The organism is Falsihalocynthiibacter sp. SS001, assembly GCF_042445055.1.
Lineage (GTDB): Bacteria > Pseudomonadota > Alphaproteobacteria > Rhodobacterales > Rhodobacteraceae > Falsihalocynthiibacter.
The window spans coordinates 273,780-292,394 of sequence record NZ_CP170339.1 but is presented as its reverse complement, the minus strand read 5'-3'; the positions used below and the strand labels follow the sequence as shown (position 1 = coordinate 292,394).

Genomic DNA, 18,615 nt, shown 5'->3' with positions numbered 1-18,615 from the left:
TTTAGGAAACAGGTGTTTCGCTTGCTGCGGCTTCTGCTTGTGCGCGGCGTGTAAGCTCGGCACGGTAAAGCGCAAGGAAATCAATCGTTTCAAGATTCAGTGGTGGGAAGCCACCATCGCGTGTCACATCACCAACAATGCGGCGCACGTATGGGAAGAGCATCCGTGGGCATTCGATGAGCAAGAACGGGTGAAGTTGGTCTTCTGGAACGTTGTCGATGTGGAAAATCCCGCCGTAATCAAGCTCCATAAGGAACATCGGATCGCCGGAATCCTTAACTTTGCTTGTTACTTTGAGCTTCATTGAGATTTCGTATTGCTTCTCGGTCGAGCGCTTCTTGGCATCAAGGTTTACTTGTACCTGCACATCAGGTTGCGCTGCATTTGAGATGCCTTTTTGGGCCACGATGTTTTCAAACGAAAGATCACGGATAAATTGCGCAAGTACTTGCATAACAGGCGCTGTTGGCGCGGCTTTGGCTTCCGGTGCGCCAGTTGTTTCGTCGGTCATTCCCTAGTTCTCCTAAAAGACGTAAAATTCTTAACTTCGTGTATCAGCTTGGCGGGGGAGCCTCAATCCTTGGTCCATCCTGAAGGTCCTTCGACCGGCGGAAGATCAGGATCAACCCGTGCATAATCGCCGTCAATCACTCCATCATCGTCGGCAGAATAGCGTTGGTGCGTCGAAAAGCTGCTCGATTGATAGGTCTGGACCTTCATTCGCGACTTGGCGAACTTAATGACGAGATTGCGAAATGGCGGCACCAGCAGCAAAAGCCCCAGCGTGTCGGTAAAGAAGCCGGGCGTCACCAAAAGCGCTCCGGCCAGAAGGATCATCGCGCCACTTGCGATCGGCACTGTGGGATCACGCATTTCGTTGAACGAAGCTTGCAATGAAGACATCGCCAGCGCGCCTTGGATTCGCATCATATATGACCCGACCACAGCCGTCAGAAGGACGATGCCAATTGTCGGCCATGTGCCAATCATGCCACCAACCTCGAGAAAAAGTGCAATCTCAATGATTGGAACTGCAATAAAAGCGATCAAAAGCCACATAAGACCCCCTAAGACGTTGTCCGCACCAGTTGTTTCTGTTGCGGCGTTACACTACATAAGTCTCACAAGCAAAGTTTCCAACTATTTCCTTACTGGACGAGGTTTCGATGAACGGTGGCGGACTGCAACTTCTGGTTTTGGCTGGAATAGCTATATTTTTAATTATCAAGCTAAAAGACGTGCTTGGGACACGCGACGGGTTTGAACCCCCTCGCGAAGATAAACTTGCACCACCTCCAGCGGGCAGCCCGAATTTTGAGGTGATCGAGGGCGGACCAGACCGCGATATCGTGGATCACATCAACGATCCCGACTCTGTCGAAGCATTGACCAAGATGAAACAGGCCGAGCCTAACTTCTCTGTCACAGAGTTTCTGGGCGGTGCGCGTGGTGCTTATGAAATGATCCTTATGGGGTTTGAGCACGGTAATCTCGACGAAATCGAGCCTCTCCTATCAGAAGATGTTCATCAGAGCTTTGTCGATGTGATTGCCGACCGCGAAGATCGCGGCCTTACAATCGAAGCGAAATTCATCGGTGTGCGTGAAATGTCATTGGCGCGGGCCGAGTTTGACCCGAAAACAAGCGTTGGCGAGGTCACAATCAAGTTCGTCGGCGAGCTGACATCCCTTGTTCGTGACAAAGATGGCAAGATCATCGAGGGCGATGACACAACCGTAAAACGCCAAAAGGACACATGGACGTTTGCGCGCACTATGGGTGCCGCAGATCCCAACTGGCAGCTTGTTCAAACGGGTGATTAATCCGTGTTGGCGCGTTTGATAATTGGACTTGGGGTGCTTCTGGCACCCTTTGTTATTTCTAGCGCGCAAGCTGAAACCACTGCGCGTATCCTGTCGTTTGATAATCTTGCGGGGTGGCAAGAGGACAACCATCAGGCAGCCTTTGATGCATACAAAGAGACCTGCAAACTGATGGATGATCCCGAGTGGAGCAACCTTTGCGAGTTTGCTCACTCAAACCCCGACCCCAAAGCGTTCTTTGAGCTTTTCTTTCGGCCAGTGATTATCGAAAACGGTACGCCCACGCTTTTTACTGGATATTTTGAACCAGAGTTGCGCGGTGCGCGGTATCCTGATGGCCGTCATCGCTATCCGCTTTATCGCAAGCCTCAGGGCGAAGCTGCGACTTTTACGCGCCAGCAGATTGACCAAACCGATGCCCTCAAGGGGTTGGAAATCGCATGGGTCGATAACCCTGTTGATATCTATTTTCTTCAGATTCAGGGGTCTGGCCGCGTTAAACTTACCGACGGAAGCAGCATCCGCGTTGGCTATGCCGGAGAGAACGGGCATCCGAACCGCTCTATTGCGCAAAAGTTGATTGATGAGGGCATCATGACCCGCAGTCAGGCCTCAAACGCGCGTATCCGTGACTGGTTTGGCCGCAACCCAAGCTTTGGGCAAGAGGTGCTTTGGACCAATCCATCGTATGTGTTCTTTCGCAAGCTCGCGCTGCCACCAAACAAGGGTCCGCGTGGCGCGATGAACCGCTCGCTTACGTCGCTGCGTTCGCTTGCCGTTGATCCGCGCTATGTGACGCTCGGCTCTCCCGTTTGGATCGAGAAGCCGGGCAACCCTACCCTGCACCGCTTGATGGTTGCACAGGATACAGGTGCCGCGATCAAGGGTGCACAACGCGCCGATGTTTTCTTTGGAACGGGCGAAGTCGCAGGGAAAGTTGCGAACCAAATCAAAGATGGCGGCCGCATGGTCGTGCTCATGCCGATCCAGCTTGCGTTTGCGATGGCCCCTGAGGGGGAGCTGGAATGAAGAAGCCTCGCCGCCTCAAACCCAACGAAGAGGATCTGTGGCTGACGATTGCGTCACAGATTACGCCGTTGCGGCCCGCGCGTGCCAAGCTTACCAAATCCATACCGCAGCATGATAAACCCCTAAAACCCAAGCAGCACCAATCACATCAGCCACGCGGTGGATTTCGTATTGGTGAAAAGTCCAAACCGATACCTGAATCGCGCGACCTTAAACCAAGCCTGCCAGAGCAAATGGCGCGAGAACGTGTGCAGATGGACGGCAAAAAGTACAAGAGAATGAAGCAAGGCCGCGAGGCCCCGCAAGCAAAAATCGACCTTCACGGAATGACAATGGCACAGGCGCATCCCGTCCTGATGGGATTTATTCTGGATGCCTTTGATGATGGTAAGCGGCTGGTTTTGGTTGTGACCGGCAAGGGAAAGCACCGCGATGAACCGGGCCCAATACCCGTGCCCTATGGCGTTCTTAAGCATCAGGTTCCGCAATGGCTCTCTATGCCGCCGCTTCGCTCTGCGGTGCTTCAAGTGGCACAAGCGCATCGCAAACATGGTGGCGAAGGCGCTTACTACGTGTATCTACGCCGTCAAAGGTGACGAAAGCCTTACGCGCTGCATCCCGAGCCAAATCAGCATGACAGCACATAGGAAATAGATCGCGATTCCGTACATTTGTTGTGAGAAATCGATCCCCATATCAATGAGCACCCCAGAAAGCCCCGGCCCCACGGCCGATGATGCAACCATGACCGCAGCGGCCATCGCCTTGATCGATCCAAGGTTTCGCGTTCCATAAAACTCGGCCCAAAACGCAGGCACAACAACCGACGCTGCTCCCTGCGAAAGCCCAAGGAAGCCAAGCGCAACGGCCATACCAAGGAGTGAGTTGGACTGCGCCGCAAGAAAGAACCCAAGCGACATCGGTATTAGGTAAGTCGGGAGAATGCGTGGCGTTGAAAACCGATCAATCGCCCACCCCGCAAGCATCATGGCGCCTGAGCTTACGATGGTAAAAATCGGGAAAAGCGCAACAAAGCTAATGTGAGTAAAGCCCTTAACCTCACTGATATGGACCTGTTGAAAGAACAGCGCCGTCATAAAACACGGCGGCCCCATGAGCGCGAGGAGCATGTACCAGAACAACCAATGGCGCAGGGTCTGATTGCGGGTCCAGTGCCGCCCCTGCATGCCAACGGATTGGTTTTCAGTGGAGATCGATTGTGGTGTTCGCTCGTGTTTAAGGAGCACCGCCAAGAGCGGGATAACCAGCAAGGCAAGTCCTGCGGCGAGTATCCACAAATCTCGCCACGCAAACCACGCCATCAAGGCTACGAAGATAAGCGGCAGGATCGCCTCGCCCGTTTTGAACCCAAGCGATGCAATCGCCAATGCGCGCCCCCGTGTCGCAACGAACCAGCGCGCCATCGAAACGGTCGTCGCATGGGCCAACATCCCCTGACCAGTGAAGCGCAACGCAAAGATCACGAATATCAGCGCCGTCGCACTTGGAACTGCGGCCATCGACAGGCAAGCTACGGCGAGCATTAGCAAAATGATCGTACAGAGCGAGCGTATTCGCCACCGATCGACCAGTCCGCCAGCCCAAATCATCGTTATCGCTGAGGCACTCGTCCCGATCAGATAAATCCCGCCCCACGCACCGTGCGAAAGGTCAAACTCCGAGCGAATAGCGCCCGCGAAGATCGAGATAAAATACGTTTGGCCAAAGCTCGAAACGAACGCGATAGAGAACCCCGCCAAGAGCCAGCGGGCATTGGTAACGAGAAAGGTCGTAAAAGGCATTGGATCACTTCATAAGAAACGCGCTTTTCTTATGAGGGAATGCCCTTGGAATGCCTAGCCCCTAATTCTGGGGTGTTAATGCGGCCTGCGAACGATTGAGCAGCAGAACGGCGGTGTTCGGGATTGCTGCTTCTGTGCCGCTCACGGATAGGATTGAGCTGTTGGCGCGGATCAGTTCAAAAAACTCAAGCGTCTCTGGATTTTCGAATGCGGCGAGGTGGTTGCTCTTTTGGATGCCATTAAGCTCACTTATGTCCCACACAAGCACATCGAGATGCTGAATTGGCGTCAGGTCCTGAATATTGCCCAAACGCGGCTTACCTCCGGCAACGGCCGAAGAAAGCTGCATCGCGCGGTCCCGCGCCGAGGTGAAAATCATAAAGAAATCAGGCATCTGTGTGATCGGTTCTGCCTGAGAAACAAAGAGATCCACGTCGATATCCGGCGCAATCAGGAGGACACCTTTAATAAGGCGCGGCACTTCGCTTGGATCATTCTTCGCAAGTGTCCGCATAACTTCCATCGTCAGCGCCGAACCAAGGGAATGCGCGACGATTACGATTTCCTCTGCGCCTGCGGCCTTAATCGTCCTGAGATACTCCTCAAAACTGTCACGCGCGGTCAAAGCGGCATCCCGATCTTGTGCATAACCAAAGGGACTCGCGGCACTTGGCCAAGCGAAATGCGCGACTACTGAATCCAATGAGAAATCATTCGATATTTGCGCCGCACGATAGAGGCCATCGCCGAACGTGTTCAGATAGCCATGCACATAGACGTACACGCGTTTGCTGCCCCTTTGGCGCATCGCGTTCTGGATTGCGCCGCGAAACGAGGCATCGTTTTGATAGGTATACTTGGCAGTTGCGGCGAATTCGGTTTCCGGATTCGGCCGCGCTCTTTTGGCCCACTCAATATTCCCGGGTGTGTGGCTGGGCGGGATCGAAACATCATACCGCAGATAATTTGTTTCGCTCGCGAGCTTGCTGCTGAAATCCCCCGCCTCACCCGGAACGCGCGTGGTTCCAACGAAAATCGGAACGATATTGCCCACCTCTGCGTTGTTCGAAAAACGAACAGCATTCGGCGATGTGCAGCTTGCCAGAAGTGCCAAGCAGAGGAAAAGGACAATACGCATTCAATAAACTCAGAGTAATTTACAATACATAACGACTGAGATCAGTCGATTGTGCAAGCTCTCCGAGATGTTTTTCAACAAATTTAGCATCCACGGTCACGACATCATCGGCGCGATCAGGCGCCGTGAACGATAGGTCCTCGAACACGCGCTCCAGAACCGTATAGAGCCGACGCGCTCCGATATTCTCGACCGTGTGATTAACGTTCGCCGCGATTTTCGCAAGCTCGGCGATACCGTCGGGCGCAAACTCCACAGTCACTTTTTCGGTCGCCATCAACGCGGTATATTGGAGCGTAAGTGCGTTTTCCGTTTCCGTCAGAATGCGGATAAAATCCTGTTCCGTGAGTGCGCGAAGTTCGACCCGAATAGGCAAACGACCTTGAAGCTCTGGAAGCAAATCGCTCGGCTTGGCGATGTGGAACGCTCCTGATGCGATGAAAAGGATGTGGTCGGTTTTGACGGGTCCATGCTTGGTGGAAACGACCGTGCCCTCAATCAGGGGAAGCAAGTCGCGCTGAACACCTTCGCGCGACACATCACCGCCGCGCGCATCCGAGCGGGCACAGACCTTGTCGATCTCGTCAAGGAATACGATGCCGTTTTCCTCGACACTCTCGAGCGCTTTCTTGACGACGATCTCGTCATCCAGAAGCTTGTCGGCCTCCTCGCCCAAAAGAATGTCGAAGCTCTGCGCCACAGTCATTTTCTTGCGAACTGTGCGTCCGCCCATTGCCTTGCCAAAGAGATCACCAAGGTTCATGACCGTCGCGCTTCCACCTGGCTGTCCGGGGAGTTCAAATCCCTGCATTGGGTTGGAAGTGTCGGCGACATCAAGCTCGATCACGGTATCGTCCAATTCGCCCGAGATGAGCTTCTTGCGGAACATTTCCCGCGTTTGGGCCCGTGCGTCCGAGCCAGCGATAGCCTCGATAACGCGCTCTTCTGCGGCGGTACGGGCACCTGCGCGAACTTCCTCGCGCATATATTCCCGCGTTTGGGCGATTGCGCTATCCACCAGATCACGGACGATTTGCTCGACATCGCGGCCCACATAGCCAACTTCGGTAAACTTTGTGGCCTCAACCTTGATGAAAGGCGCGCGCGCAAGTTTGGCCAAGCGCCGAGAGATTTCGGTTTTGCCTACGCCGGTCGGCCCGATCATCAAGATATTCTTGGGATAAACTTCGTCGCGCAAATCGTCAGAAAGCTGCTTGCGCCGCCACCGGTTACGCAGGGCAACAGCAACAGCACGTTTTGCGTCGTTCTGACCGATGATAAAACGATCAAGCTCGGATACGATTTCGCGGGGCGTAAGGTCGGTCATACTGACTCCGAATATGGGGGTAAGCGTTTCTTGAGTGGGAAGTTCGGGAGGGCCTGCATCACGATATCGCGGATCTGCACCCACCAAGTTCCCAGAAATGTAACCACGCCACCTAGCACAAGTAGCGTTACTACGGTTGATATATGCTCGTCGGTTGAGTTCTCAAGCGCCATAAAGATTAGAACGGCGATATAGCCAATTCCCGCCGTTAGGAACGAGCGACGATCGATCACAAGCGCGACAATCGTTACGCACAACAGTGCAGCAGACGTGAGCGTGTACCCAACGATACCGCCAATGTTAAACAGCGAAAGCGCAACAACATTCACAAGCGCGGGCGCGGCCAGCATATGAAGCCAAAACGCCGACGACGAATAGCGACTGATGCGATGCGGATCCTTTAGGTCAAACCAAATGCCGCCCGCAAACGCCAGAACACCGAAGATCAAAGAGCCATAGGCCATCACAGAACCATGCCCCAAATCAAAAAGGGACTCGGGAAAGTCAAAGAAAATGCGCCTGTCGTTTGAGACGATTCCGGCCAGAGATAGGATCGTAACGATACCGAATAGCCCAAGAATGAACATCGAAAACGGTAGCTTGAAGTAGTTGAAATAAAGCGCCATTCCCGCCATCCCCACCAGCCCGATGATAAGCCCGTGACCCGCTTCGGGGATTTCACCCGTGCCGATAATCATACCCGTTGAGATCGCCATAAACAGGCCGAAACCTGTCGCCAAGGCAATGCTCGGAAGGCTCATGCGGCGTTTTTTGGTGAAGTAAACGGCAAAGCCCGCACACAGCAGCATCCCGACAATCGGAACAACAGCGCCACCACCAAGAAGCGCAGTAATCGCGAATATACCGGCAAAGAGCAGCCCCAGACCAACAGTTACGAAAATCTCGGCGAAACCTCTAAAGAACTCGAACGGCTCATCCTCGCCCGAAAGATACGTACGCACACCCTGTCGGGATTGCGCCATTGTCACAAGGCGCGACGCCTGAGATTCATTGATGACACCTGCCGCAACCGCAGCACGCACATCATCGGTTGAAAACCCGCTCATTTAAGCACCATCAATCGTTTCAACCGTGAGGTTACCGTTTGTATAAACACAAATATCCGCGGCAATTGCCATCGCTTTGCGGGCGACTGCTTCGGCGTCATGATCGCTTTCGATCAGGCCACGCGCTGCCGCGAGAGCAAAGTTACCGCCAGAACCGATTGCGGCGATGTCATGTTCAGGCTCAAGCACATCACCCGCGCCCGTAATGACGAAAATATCGGTGCCGTCAGTTACAATCAGCATGGCCTCTAACTTCTGAAGGTATTTGTCGGTGCGCCAATCCTTCGCAAGCTCAACGCTCGCGCGGGCGAGTTGCCCCGGAGTTGCTTCGAGCTTGGCTTCAAGTCGCTCAAGAAGTGTGAACGCATCCGCAGTAGAGCCGGCAAATCCCGCAACCACATCATAGCCACCCGGCGAGAGCCGACGAACCTTGCGTGCGGAGCCCTTAATCACCGTTTGGCCAAGGCTTACTTGCCCATCACCCGCGACGACGACTTTGCCGCCCTTTTTGACACCAATGATCGTGGTGCCGTGCCATCCTGGAAACTGATCGTCTGACATAATTCCCCTCATTGTTTTTAGGTATATGGCTTCCTATCCGCGCTGCCACAAGTTCTTTGCTTGGAAAAGTTTCCGCATCGCACTAGATTTCAGGCGATGGACCCTTTGAAAATATTGCATATCTTCCTTGAGGAGGACTTTAAGGCGAGCGCCGAGAAAGGCACCCATAATTTCATGAACCGCACTGAATCGGCGATGTCCCGCGTCGGTTATGACGTTCAGTATCACCTCAATTCGATCGAAAACCGCACCAAATCCGCGGGCCTTGCGGGGTATTCACTCTTTCATATGAAAGAGCCGCTCCATTCACGCGCTCTTTGCTTCCGGCGGGCGTATTATTATCCGTTTTGGCGTATCGAAACGACGGCTGAGCGGTGGAAATTTCGCGTGGCTAAGATGCCGTTTCCACCCCGTAAACAAGACGCAGATCAGGCCGAGCGTTTCGCAAACAGTATGCGCAAACGCCACTTTGCATCTCTGAACGCATCGCGCGGCGGGTACATCTATATGCCGCTTCAGGGGCGACTGTTGGAGCGACGCTCGTTTCAAACTTGCTCCCCCATCGAAATGATCGAGCAGACTCTTTCCACAGATAAAAAACGCCCCATTCTCGCGCGCCTTCATCCGAATGAAACCTATTCTGAGAAAGAAATTAAAGCTCTAAAATCAATAGAGAAAAAGCATGATCGTTTTGCATTGAGTGACGCGCCATCTGACGTTTTGGTGGCCGCTTGTGATTATACTGTGACCCAGAATTCATCCGCCGCGCTGGGCGGGTATTTCTTTCACAAGCCAGCGGTGCTTTTTGCCAAGATTGATTTTCATCACATCGCTGGAAATGTCGCAGATATGGGATTGCAGGATGCGTTCGAGCACGCGCAGGATCCTGACAAACCATTTGATAAATATATGCTCTGGTTTCTTCGAAAAACGTCGATCAACGCGGGCAATCCAAACGCAGAGACACGCATACTTGCCGCGATGCGCAAAAGCGGTTGGGAAATTTAAAAGGGCGCCTCATTGGGCGCCCTGTCATTGATTAAAGTGCTTCGTTAATCCAGCTTTGAAGCGCTGCTTTTGGTGCTGCGCCAACTTTGTTGGAATAAACTTCGCCATCTTTGAAAAGGAACAGCGCAGGAATGCCGCGAACGCCAAGCTGACCGGGCGACTGTGGGTTTTCATCGACGTTCACTTTGACGATCTTAACTTTGTCGCCATATTCAGCGGATAGTTCCTCAAGTGCTGGGCCGATTTGCTTACATGGGCCACACCACTCCGCCCAGAAATCCACAACAACTGGGACTGTGGACTGGCGAACTTCGGCGTCGAATGTTTGGTCGGTAACGGCAACTGTAGCCATCTGTTCTCTCCTTGGGGGAATTCTGTCAGATGACAAACCTAGGTAGGCCGCGCCCCATCGTCAAGGCGCGATCACGCGTCCGAGCGCTTCTTTCACATCGGCGTGACCAAGCGGCATAAGCTCTGCGGTTTTGGTCCAGAGGATTGCGGGCGCCAGCACATGATTTGGGTAAATCTGGGCGAGGGCGGCACAATACGCCCCCATCTGGCGAAGCACACCTTCGGGTACGTTCTCTGAAGCGTCGGGAACCGTGGCGTTGGACTTGAAATCGACGATATGAACTGTGTTTCCATCAACAATCAAACGGTCAATCACACCCGACAGGTTTGGAATACCCTCTGCGCTCGCAAGTTCAAGCAGCGGTGCGAAAACCTCGACTTCTGCAAGTGCCTGAGGTGAAAACAGGAACGACAACTCTGGTTTGGTCAGGACGGCTGTTGCTTCGGGCAAAAGCTCGCCGTAACCCTCGCCGATTAACTGTGCGGCGCGCAATTCCCACTCGTTCTGTGGATAGTCGGGCAGATGCTCAAGAAGGATATGAATGGCCGTTCCGCGCGCCATTGCTTCTTCTTCACTCAAGCCATCAATACCCGCAATCGCCTTGGCACCGCCGAGGTTCGATGGTGATAGCGGCTTTACCGACTTTGTCGGGTTTGGGGCAGGGTTGTTGGCCCAATCAGGCAGCGTTAGAGTCTTTTCCTGCGGCGAGGCGCTGGCGCTTAGATGCGGTAGATCATCCCAAGAAACCGTCTGATGGCGAAGTCCGCTCCCGTTCGGGAATTCATGCGAAGTTGCGCCAGCCTTGGTCATTCCATTCTCGATCAGTTGGTGCCAAGACATCCCATCGCTGCTTAGCTTTCCCGCGCCACAAACGATGAGCCACTTCTCGGCACGTGTCATCGCCACATAGAGCAGACGCATCTTCTCTTGTTCTTGGAGGGCCTTCTTCTGGTCAATCGCTTCGACCAATGGTGCCGGCAACTCGCTTGAGGATGTTTTCCAAGCAACCGAGCCTGTCTCAAGCGTAATCAGGTCGGATTTGACCGTATTCGTCTTGGCCGTGGTGTCTGGCAAAATCACTATCGGAGCCTCAAGCCCCTTCGCGCCGTGCACCGTCATCACGCGGATTTGGTTGCTCGCGCTGTCCATCTGGCGCTTGATTTCCACTTCTTCTGATTGAAGCCACGTCAAAAAGCCCGTCAAACTTGGTATTTCCATCTGCTCAAACGCGAGTGCTTGGTTGAGGAGCGCATCAATCCCGTCTTCGGCCTCAGCACCAAGACGCGCGACAAGGTGAATGCGCCCCTTGTGCAGCGTTAGGCAGCGTTCGATCAATTCATATGGCCGCAAGAAGTCCGCCGAGTCCCGCAGGTCGGTCAGAATTCTCTCGGTTTTGGGGAACTCTGATTTGCGATTTTGAAGAGCGCGCCAGAGGTACTTTTCAGAACGCCCATGGGCGAGCGTGTACAGATCTTGTTCGCTCCAACCAAATAAGGGCGAGCGCAGTACCGCCGCAAGCGACAGATCATCTTCAGGTGTGGCCAAAAACGAGAGCAGCGCAGTGAGGTCCTTTACCGCAAGGCTGGCTCCGATCCTAAACCTGTCTGCACCCGCAATCGCTAGTTTCTCGGACTTACAAGCGCGGATAATTTCAGGGAACATCCCTGTGCGCCCCTGAACAAGAATGAGGAAGTCACCCTCTGTAACAGGCCGCTGCTCATAGGTTCCCGTGTGGCCGATTTCGGCTGGAATAGTGACTTTCTCGTCGATCATTCGCTGTATTTCTTTGGCGACAGAATCCGCAAGTTTGACGTTGTGGTGGCTCTGGGAAACACGGTCAACCGGATCGGACCAATGACGATCGTCGTCGTCCTTGAGCGGCTCTTCTACGCGCCAAAGATCGACGCGCCCAGGCATTTGGTCCTTGAATGCGATGTGGGTCATCGGCCCACCGACGCCATGACCGTCAATCGCGTCGAAGGTGTTGTCCACCACCGACAGGACCGACCCAGAGGAGCGGAACGAGTGCTCAAGCTCAAGGCATTTAAGCCCAAGATCAATCTGAGTGAGCCGCTCTGCAAAGTGTTTCTGCATACGGTCAAATTCGGCGGGGTCGGCCCCTTGGAAGGAATAAATCGACTGTTTCTTATCGCCCACGACAAATATCGTGCGCGTTTCGTCGGCTCGTGCGCCCACGCCGCTGGTGAATTCCTGCGCTAGGTTCTCGATAACGCTCCACTGTGCGGGGCTGGTGTCTTGAGCCTCGTCCACAAGAATATGATCGATACCGCCATCCAGCCGATAAAGCACCCATTCCGCGACCCGAGGGTCGGTGAGCAAGTCACGTGCCTTTAGGATAAGATCGTCAAAATCCAGCCATCCGCGCCAGAGCTTCTTTTCCTGATATATTGGCAGGAACGCATGAGAAAATTCGTGTAGAGCCAGCGTTTTTTGGGCGGCATTGAGACTAAATCGTCGTTCTCGGATGTCCTCAATTCGTGTCATCAGATTGTTCAGACGATCCATATTCTCGTCGAATGCTTTCTGAACTGCCTTGGTCGGGAACTTACCGATTTTTGCCTTATTGGCAGACGCTCCACTTTGGAACAGGAAGGTCTTTTCAAGAACAGGAAGATCAGCAGCGGATAAAGCGTTTAGATCGAGGGCGACCAATGCGTCATGCGCGCGCTGATCGGTTGCACCGCTCGCCGCAAGCAGAGGAAGCAGCGCCGCAATGAGCGCGCCATCGTCTGGCAGAAAGGCTTGCGCCTCGATGTCCGCGCTTGAGTATCCTGCCGCAAGCCCGAAGTCGCTCCATATTTTCTCGGCGTTTGGTGTGGCAGATAGTTCAACGGCGTGTTTCGCAACTTCTTGCGTCAGATCGCCAAAATCCTGATCCGAAAAATGTTGCGCAAGCCCGTCAACTTCGCGGCGATGCGCGCCTAGAACCATTTCGTCCACAACCTCCTCGCGCAGCAAATTTGCCGCTCTGTCGTCCATTTCGACAAACTGCGGGGAAACACCAGCCTCTAGCGGGAAGCGGCGCAGCAACGAGGCGCAGAACGAGTGGATCGTTTGAATTTTCAGACCACCAGGCGCCTCAATAGCGCGGGCAAACAAGCGGCGGGCTTCTTTGAGTTCTTCTTCACCGATTGGGCCCTCGAACCCGAGTTTGGCGAGGTCTGATTTCAATTCATCAGTCTCTAACATGGCCCAACTGCCAAGACGCGCGAACAATCTGTTCTGCATTTCGCTTGCGGCAGCCTTGGTATATGTGAGGCAAAGGATATGTTGCGGAAGAACTTTATCCAGCAATAAACGTGCCACACGATCGGTCAGAACACGCGTTTTTCCCGACCCAGCATTGGCCGATAGCCAAGTCGAATCTTTGGGGCTTGCAGCTTGGACTTGGCGTTCGGTGGCGAGGTCGCGTTTCATCATTTCACTTCCTCATAATTCGGGTCCTGGCTGTCGTCCCATTCACCAAATCGCGCAAGGTGGTCATAGTCGCCATAGTGCGCCTCGACGCTGATGGCACGACGAGAGGTAAAGCCCTGTTCCGCACTGAGGTACTTGCTAATTAGTTCGTGAAGTTCGGCCCAAATATCAATCGTGGTCGTCTCCTTAAGGTCGGCATCCCGTGTACCTGGATTCGCCCCGATACCGATATATGCTGCACGCCCCACCGACACGCCCTCAACTCCCGTAATGGCACCCAGTTCGAGCATCGCGGATTCCAGCAGGAGTTGCTTATCAAAGAGTTTCTCGACCTTGGGCGTGGGTGGCGTCGTTTTGTAATCGTAGATAATGGCGCGCCCGTCATTGGCGATGTCAATGCGATCAATGATGCCCGAGAGTTTGAAATCGAGCCTATCTAACTTGATTTTGCCTCTTTTCTCAAAAAATGTCGGCGTCGCGTTCTCTTGTCTGCTGCGCTCTGATGCAACGAACCAATCTGCGACGCGGGCTAGTTTTGCGCGCCAAATGCGTTGTGCGGCGGGCCAAGGGACGTGCTCTTCGAGCGTCTTGTCAGCGACTTGCATAAGTGTTTCTTTGGTGAGTTCCGTGATAGGAATATCCCGCACGACTTCTTCAAAGATGCTGTGTAAAATTGTACCGCGAAGGGGGGCATTTGCTTCTTGTTTGAGTGGATCAAGCGGACGAAGGCCCAAGATATACTGCGCATAAATCGCGTAAGGATCGCGGATAAGCGTCTTGATCCGCGTTACCGAAAGCTGCCGAGGCCGCGCAAGCGCCGGAGGTTTAGGAGAGGGGCGTTTTTCACCCTCAATCGGCGCAGCAGGGGTTTCGAGCGCGGCAAACATATCAATGTAAACCTCACCACGTGCCCGCATTTGCGATAGGGCCGTTTTGCCACCCGTTTCTGGAAGACCCTCAAGCAAGTTGACCAAGCGGTTCACCCAGCGCGACGGAACCGTTTCGGATTCCGCATTGCGGATGGCGCGCGTTATCCAGACTTCTGGCGCGCAAACGGCCTGTTGAAAATCGTGAGCCGACAATCCAATGCGCCGTTCCGGCAGCAATAGACCCGCATCATGCCGCATTTTACGGTTTAGCCACGGATCGGGCTTGGGCGCTTCGGGCCAGACACCCTCGTTCAACCCCGATAGAATTACCAGATCGGCGCCCTGAACGCGGGCCTCAAGCGTCCCCCACATCATGATGTTCGGATGTGGCTGAATTGGATCACGCACGACCTCTTTGGCCAAAACCGCGTTAAACAGATCCATATAGTCCTGCGGCGCGAATACTCCGCCATATGCGGCCTCGGCATGTAGGGATTGCACCGCCTTCAACGCTTCCTCGCCGGCCTTTTTCTGCCAAAGCTCGCTTGGCTTGCATGGCGCTGGGCCTGCGGCAAACTTTTCGGCAGCTTCAAGGTGGGTTATGAGTTGATCTTCAAGCGGCGCGGGCCCGACATCAGCAAGCCCAAAGAGCGCATCAATAAGCCACTCAACCCACTCATTCGCGCCCTTCACCTTGTCCGACGAGGCCCAAACGCGCAAATCTCCTGCATTAGGGTGAGGGGGGCCATAACGGCGCAGCTTTAGCTCCAACTCCCGCGTCAGACGCAAATGCTCACCACGCTGATCGCTACCCGTGTTGGCGAGCGGGTGTTTCAAGAGTGTCAGGAGAACCTCTGAGGTGATTTTGCGCCCCATTAGGCTCGAAATATGCCGCAGGAACCGACCGGGGGCAGAGAGCGCAAGCGGCGATCCCGCGCTGTCATCTGGTTCGATTTTCCACTGTGACAGCGCCGCCGTTACCTGTCGGGTGAGCGTTCTGTCAGGAGTGATCAGAGCCGCAGTCTGACCTAACTCCACAGCTTCTCTGAGGCGAAGGGCAATGGCGCCAGCCTCGGCGCGGGCAGACGGAGCTTCTATTAGAGAGACGTTTTCACATGCAGCCGTCAGATCAGGCAAATGCCGACCCTCAGACATCCATTGATCCGTCACAGGAGCAGGGCGCAGCGCCAGCGAAACAAGGGCATTGCGCTCAGGGCAGGGTGGCTCGTTACCAGACCAACGGCGCACGTCGTCCTTGCTCTGGTCCATCGAATTGAGCAACTTATGAAAGCGATATTGTGGGTGATCCTCGGCGGTGAGGGCATCATCCATTCCGCCCCAAATCTCCGCAGGCATATCAAAGTCAAACCCCGGAAGAATAACCGCACCCTTGGGCAAATTTGCAACTGCAACCATTAGCTTGTGCGTTGCTCCGCGAGAGCCCGTAGACCCTGCCAAAATAATTGGGTCCTTTGGCGGATGCTCTTCCCAAGATGCAATAAGAGCGTCGATGATCATACGCTGACGCGCTTCTTGATCCAGCTCTTCCTTGGTGTCGCCAAAGTAGCGCTTTACGATACGGATAAACTCAAGCGAGCGTGCCCAGTGCCCCGATTGATCGGTAACGTCGAGGCTGGAAATACGTTCAGGATCAACGCCTTCTCCCTGCATCTCATCCATTAGGGTTGCCAAACTATCGGCAAGATCATAGAGCGCGCCGCGCGCCGCGAGGTCGGGCTGTTGATCAAGTAGCTGCGCGATGAGCTGCGTTAACTCAAGCCGCCGTCGAAGGGGCGAGACTGCGGGCGGAATCTCCGCCGCAACGCCCATCGCCAAGTTGGTCAACAAGCTGATCTTTGGCAGAAGAAGCGCGCCGTGCTGTGCAAAAAGTGCGGTAACGCGGCGCTTCATACGTTGGGTGTTCACCACCAAATGCACTCGCGCCAGTTCTTCTGGCGGTTGGTCGCGATAGCGGTGGAGCAGTCCGTTAACCAGCTCAGCGGGAAAATCACAGCCAGGCGCGACGCCGAAAATTCTTGGAGTTTGGGTTTGTTCAAACATCAGCAACGAGCGCCTCTGCGATCGGCAGGCTCTCGGGCTGACCGACATCGCACCATTTACCAGAATAGCGGTGCCCAAAAACACGACCGGATTTCATAAGCAGGTTCCAATACAAGTTGAGCGAAAATGCCGTTTCTGGAATTTCGGAAAGGCGATGCGTTTTTATGATCTGCGCACCCGTATAAAGCAACGGCCCGCCACGCGTTATTTGACCCGTTTCAAGGCAAGAGAAATCGCCTTGACCACTGCGCCCCAACGCTTGCTCTACTGGAAGGAGCAACAAAAGCGCATCCATCTTGTCTGGATCCCACTCCGCGCGCAGAACTGAAAGCGGATTTGGCCCTGACCAGACAACATCAGAATTCAACGTGAAAACCGCATCGTCGCCCAGCAACGGAAGCGCCTTGCGAAGCCCACCACCCGTTTCAAGCAACTCATCACGCTCATCAGAGAAAATGACGTTGGTATCCTGAAAATGCGCGACAAGTTGATCGGGCAGATAGTGAATATTCATCACCGTGCGGAGCTTTTCCTGCTGCGCAAGGGCATATGCGTAATCGGCGAGGGGTTTGCCGTTAACGGGGATCATTGGCTTGGGCATAGTGTCGGTCAGCGGTGCCATCCGAGTGCCTTTGCCCGCAGTGAAGATCATTATCGATTCAGGCATCCGGACCCTCAAGGCGGCGCAATACCGGCAGGGTTGGGGCAGGGAGGGACTCGTTCAATATCTGGCGTAATTCCCGAAGGCTGGGATGCGCCAAATCACGCTGAAGGTGGTCCCAAACTCGTGGTAAAAACGCGAGATAGTGACGCTTACCCTTGTTAAGCGAAAGGTTGGCCAAGACGCCAAGAATGCGCAAATTACGCTGTGCCGCTTGTACACAGAACCCTTCGTGGAACTCGTCGGACTCCATATTTGTTTTGTCTAGGAAATGTTGAATTGTAGCCTCGCGGGTCTCTTCGCTTACATCGCGTCGGGCATCCTCAAGGAGTGATGCAAGATCATACGCAGGATGACCCAAGTGCGCGTCCTGAAAATCCAGCACGCCGACGCGCGCCACGCCGTCACGTTTTGGCAGCCAAAGCAAGTTATCTGCATGATAATCCCGAAGCAATATGCGCGGAGATTTCGGATATGTCCGTTGCAATGCGGCCTCAAGAATACGCGATGCGTCTTGCATTACCTGCAGCACGTCATGATCAGTCGTGGTCTTCAGATAGATATCAAAAGCGGGCGCGATCGCCGCGACCATTGTTGCGGGATCTAACTCAGGCAAGTCTTGTGGGGGCGGGGCCTCTTGTGCCGCGATCAATAAGTCCGTTGCGCCTAGATACAGAGTTTTCTCCACTGACGCATCGCGAGCGATAACTCTCGAAAACAGATCATCGCCTAGATCCTCGAGCAACAACTCAAGCGGCGAGCGCGCCAGAATTACTGGCGCTGAAAGACCAAGACTTATGAGATGTTCGTCAATCTTGATGAAATCAGCAACGCCATCCTTGCGGTCGTCTCTGGCATCCATGTGGATCATTGAGCCATATGCAGGATGTTGCCAGCGTGCATACCGCCGACCTGAAGCATCACCCGCAAGCGGCGTTACAGTGACGCCACTCGGATTCGCAAGAAGGATATCATAGCGATCAGGCATCAAGACCCTCCCTCAGTTTCTCCCAGTGGTCTGAATTTGAAGAAAGCGTAAGTTTGCGTGCGTCACCCCCGTCAGAAGCGAAATTCAGCCAAAGCGCATTCTCTGGCGTTTCTTGGCCAAGTCGATCGGGCCACTCAATCAAACATAGAGAGTTCTCAAAAGCTTCATCCAGCCCCAACTCCCACGCTTCGTCCGGATGGGTAAGCCGATACAGGTCGCAGTGCCAGATTGGAAAATCCCGCCCGTCGTATGTTTGGACGATTGTAAATGTCGGGGAGGGAATGTCCTCTGGTGCGTCCAGAAGTTCTTGGATGAGAGCACGGCAAAAGAAACTTTTCCCAGCCCCAATCGGCCCCTCAAGCAAAACCGTGTCGCCCGCCGCAAGAGCGCCCGCGAACGATTTGGCTAGTCGAGCAGTATCCTCTGGAGAGGAAAGAGAAATTTGATGGCGGAACGAAGACATACCCCGAATTTAACGCAGCCCCGCCGCG

17 protein-coding genes are annotated in these 18,615 nt (G+C 54.1%); 4 read left to right on the top strand and 13 right to left on the bottom strand.

Annotation, left to right across the window (positions count from 1 at the left end; all coding sequences use genetic code 11):
• Position 1: 1 nt before the first annotated feature.
• Complete coding sequence (secB, locus tag ACFE33_RS01390; RefSeq protein WP_380055908.1) at positions 2 to 511, bottom strand: protein-export chaperone SecB; 510 nt, start codon at positions 509 to 511, stop codon at positions 2 to 4.
• A gap of 62 nt (positions 512 to 573) precedes the next feature.
• The gene (locus tag ACFE33_RS01385) at positions 574 to 1,059 is read right to left on the bottom strand and encodes an FxsA family protein (protein WP_380055906.1); all 486 of its coding nucleotides are present in this window, start codon (positions 1,057 to 1,059) and stop codon (positions 574 to 576) included.
• A 107-nt stretch (positions 1,060 to 1,166) separates the two neighbouring features.
• Between ACFE33_RS01385 and ACFE33_RS01380 the strand changes: the two genes are divergently transcribed.
• Genes ACFE33_RS01380 through ACFE33_RS01370 form a run of 3 tightly spaced genes read left to right on the top strand, consistent with a single transcriptional unit; the run spans position 1,167 to position 3,448 of the window.
• Positions 1,167 to 1,823, top strand: a complete 657-nt coding sequence (locus tag ACFE33_RS01380; protein ID WP_380055904.1) for a Tim44/TimA family putative adaptor protein — start codon at positions 1,167 to 1,169, stop codon at positions 1,821 to 1,823.
• 3 nt (positions 1,824 to 1,826) lie between these two features.
• Positions 1,827 to 2,852, top strand: coding sequence for a murein transglycosylase A (locus ACFE33_RS01375; protein WP_380055901.1), 1,026 nt, complete (start codon positions 1,827 to 1,829; stop codon positions 2,850 to 2,852).
• Positions 2,849 to 3,448: a Smr/MutS family protein gene (locus ACFE33_RS01370; protein WP_380055898.1), complete on the top strand. Its 600-nt coding sequence runs from the start codon at positions 2,849 to 2,851 to the stop codon at positions 3,446 to 3,448. The genes ACFE33_RS01375 and ACFE33_RS01370 overlap by 4 nt, the downstream gene beginning before the upstream one ends.
• On the opposite strand, the gene ACFE33_RS01365 is transcribed toward ACFE33_RS01370, so the two are convergent.
• The 5 genes from ACFE33_RS01365 to hslV all read right to left on the bottom strand — a co-directional run bounded on the left by ACFE33_RS01365 (position 3,431) and on the right by hslV (position 8,747).
• Complete coding sequence (locus ACFE33_RS01365; RefSeq protein WP_380055895.1) at positions 3,431 to 4,654, bottom strand: MFS transporter; 1,224 nt, start codon at positions 4,652 to 4,654, stop codon at positions 3,431 to 3,433. The genes ACFE33_RS01370 and ACFE33_RS01365 overlap by 18 nt on opposite strands.
• Positions 4,655 to 4,715: 61 nt before the next feature.
• Positions 4,716 to 5,792, bottom strand: coding sequence for an alpha/beta hydrolase (locus ACFE33_RS01360; RefSeq protein ID WP_380055892.1), 1,077 nt, complete (start codon positions 5,790 to 5,792; stop codon positions 4,716 to 4,718).
• A gap of 19 nt (positions 5,793 to 5,811) precedes the next feature.
• Positions 5,812 to 7,119, bottom strand: a complete 1,308-nt coding sequence (gene hslU / locus ACFE33_RS01355; RefSeq protein ID WP_380055889.1) for an ATP-dependent protease ATPase subunit HslU — start codon at positions 7,117 to 7,119, stop codon at positions 5,812 to 5,814.
• The gene (locus tag ACFE33_RS01350; protein ID WP_380055886.1) at positions 7,116 to 8,186 is read right to left on the bottom strand and encodes a hypothetical protein; all 1,071 of its coding nucleotides are present in this window, start codon (positions 8,184 to 8,186) and stop codon (positions 7,116 to 7,118) included. Before ACFE33_RS01350 ends, hslU begins: the two co-directional genes overlap by 4 nt.
• A complete protein-coding gene (gene hslV / locus ACFE33_RS01345; protein WP_380055883.1) occupies positions 8,187 to 8,747 on the bottom strand; it encodes an ATP-dependent protease subunit HslV in 561 nt (186 codons plus the stop codon).
• 105 nt (positions 8,748 to 8,852) lie between these two features.
• Here hslV and ACFE33_RS01340 point away from each other — a divergent pair, with 105 nt between their 5' ends.
• Positions 8,853 to 9,755, top strand: coding sequence for a hypothetical protein (locus ACFE33_RS01340; RefSeq protein ID WP_380055880.1), 903 nt, complete (start codon positions 8,853 to 8,855; stop codon positions 9,753 to 9,755).
• Between the two features lie 31 nt (positions 9,756 to 9,786).
• On the opposite strand, the gene trxA is transcribed toward ACFE33_RS01340, so the two are convergent.
• The 6 genes from trxA to tsaE are packed head-to-tail and all read right to left on the bottom strand — an operon-like array spanning position 9,787 to position 18,587.
• A complete protein-coding gene (gene trxA / locus ACFE33_RS01335) occupies positions 9,787 to 10,107 on the bottom strand; it encodes a thioredoxin (RefSeq protein WP_380055877.1) in 321 nt (106 codons plus the stop codon).
• 60 nt (positions 10,108 to 10,167) lie between these two features.
• The gene (gene addA / locus ACFE33_RS01330; protein ID WP_380055874.1) at positions 10,168 to 13,548 is read right to left on the bottom strand and encodes a double-strand break repair helicase AddA; all 3,381 of its coding nucleotides are present in this window, start codon (positions 13,546 to 13,548) and stop codon (positions 10,168 to 10,170) included.
• Positions 13,545 to 16,475, bottom strand: a complete 2,931-nt coding sequence (gene addB / locus ACFE33_RS01325; protein ID WP_380055872.1) for a double-strand break repair protein AddB — start codon at positions 16,473 to 16,475, stop codon at positions 13,545 to 13,547. Before addB ends, addA begins: the two co-directional genes overlap by 4 nt.
• Positions 16,468 to 17,142: a nucleotidyltransferase family protein gene (locus ACFE33_RS01320; RefSeq protein ID WP_380055869.1), complete on the bottom strand. Its 675-nt coding sequence runs from the start codon at positions 17,140 to 17,142 to the stop codon at positions 16,468 to 16,470. The genes addB and ACFE33_RS01320 overlap by 8 nt, the downstream gene beginning before the upstream one ends.
• Positions 17,135 to 18,124: an aminoglycoside phosphotransferase family protein gene (locus tag ACFE33_RS01315; protein WP_380055867.1), complete on the bottom strand. Its 990-nt coding sequence runs from the start codon at positions 18,122 to 18,124 to the stop codon at positions 17,135 to 17,137. Before ACFE33_RS01315 ends, ACFE33_RS01320 begins: the two co-directional genes overlap by 8 nt.
• Positions 18,117 to 18,587: a tRNA (adenosine(37)-N6)-threonylcarbamoyltransferase complex ATPase subunit type 1 TsaE gene (gene tsaE, locus ACFE33_RS01310; protein ID WP_380055864.1), complete on the bottom strand. Its 471-nt coding sequence runs from the start codon at positions 18,585 to 18,587 to the stop codon at positions 18,117 to 18,119. The genes ACFE33_RS01315 and tsaE overlap by 8 nt, the downstream gene beginning before the upstream one ends.
• Between the last annotated feature and the right edge of the window lie 28 nt (positions 18,588 to 18,615).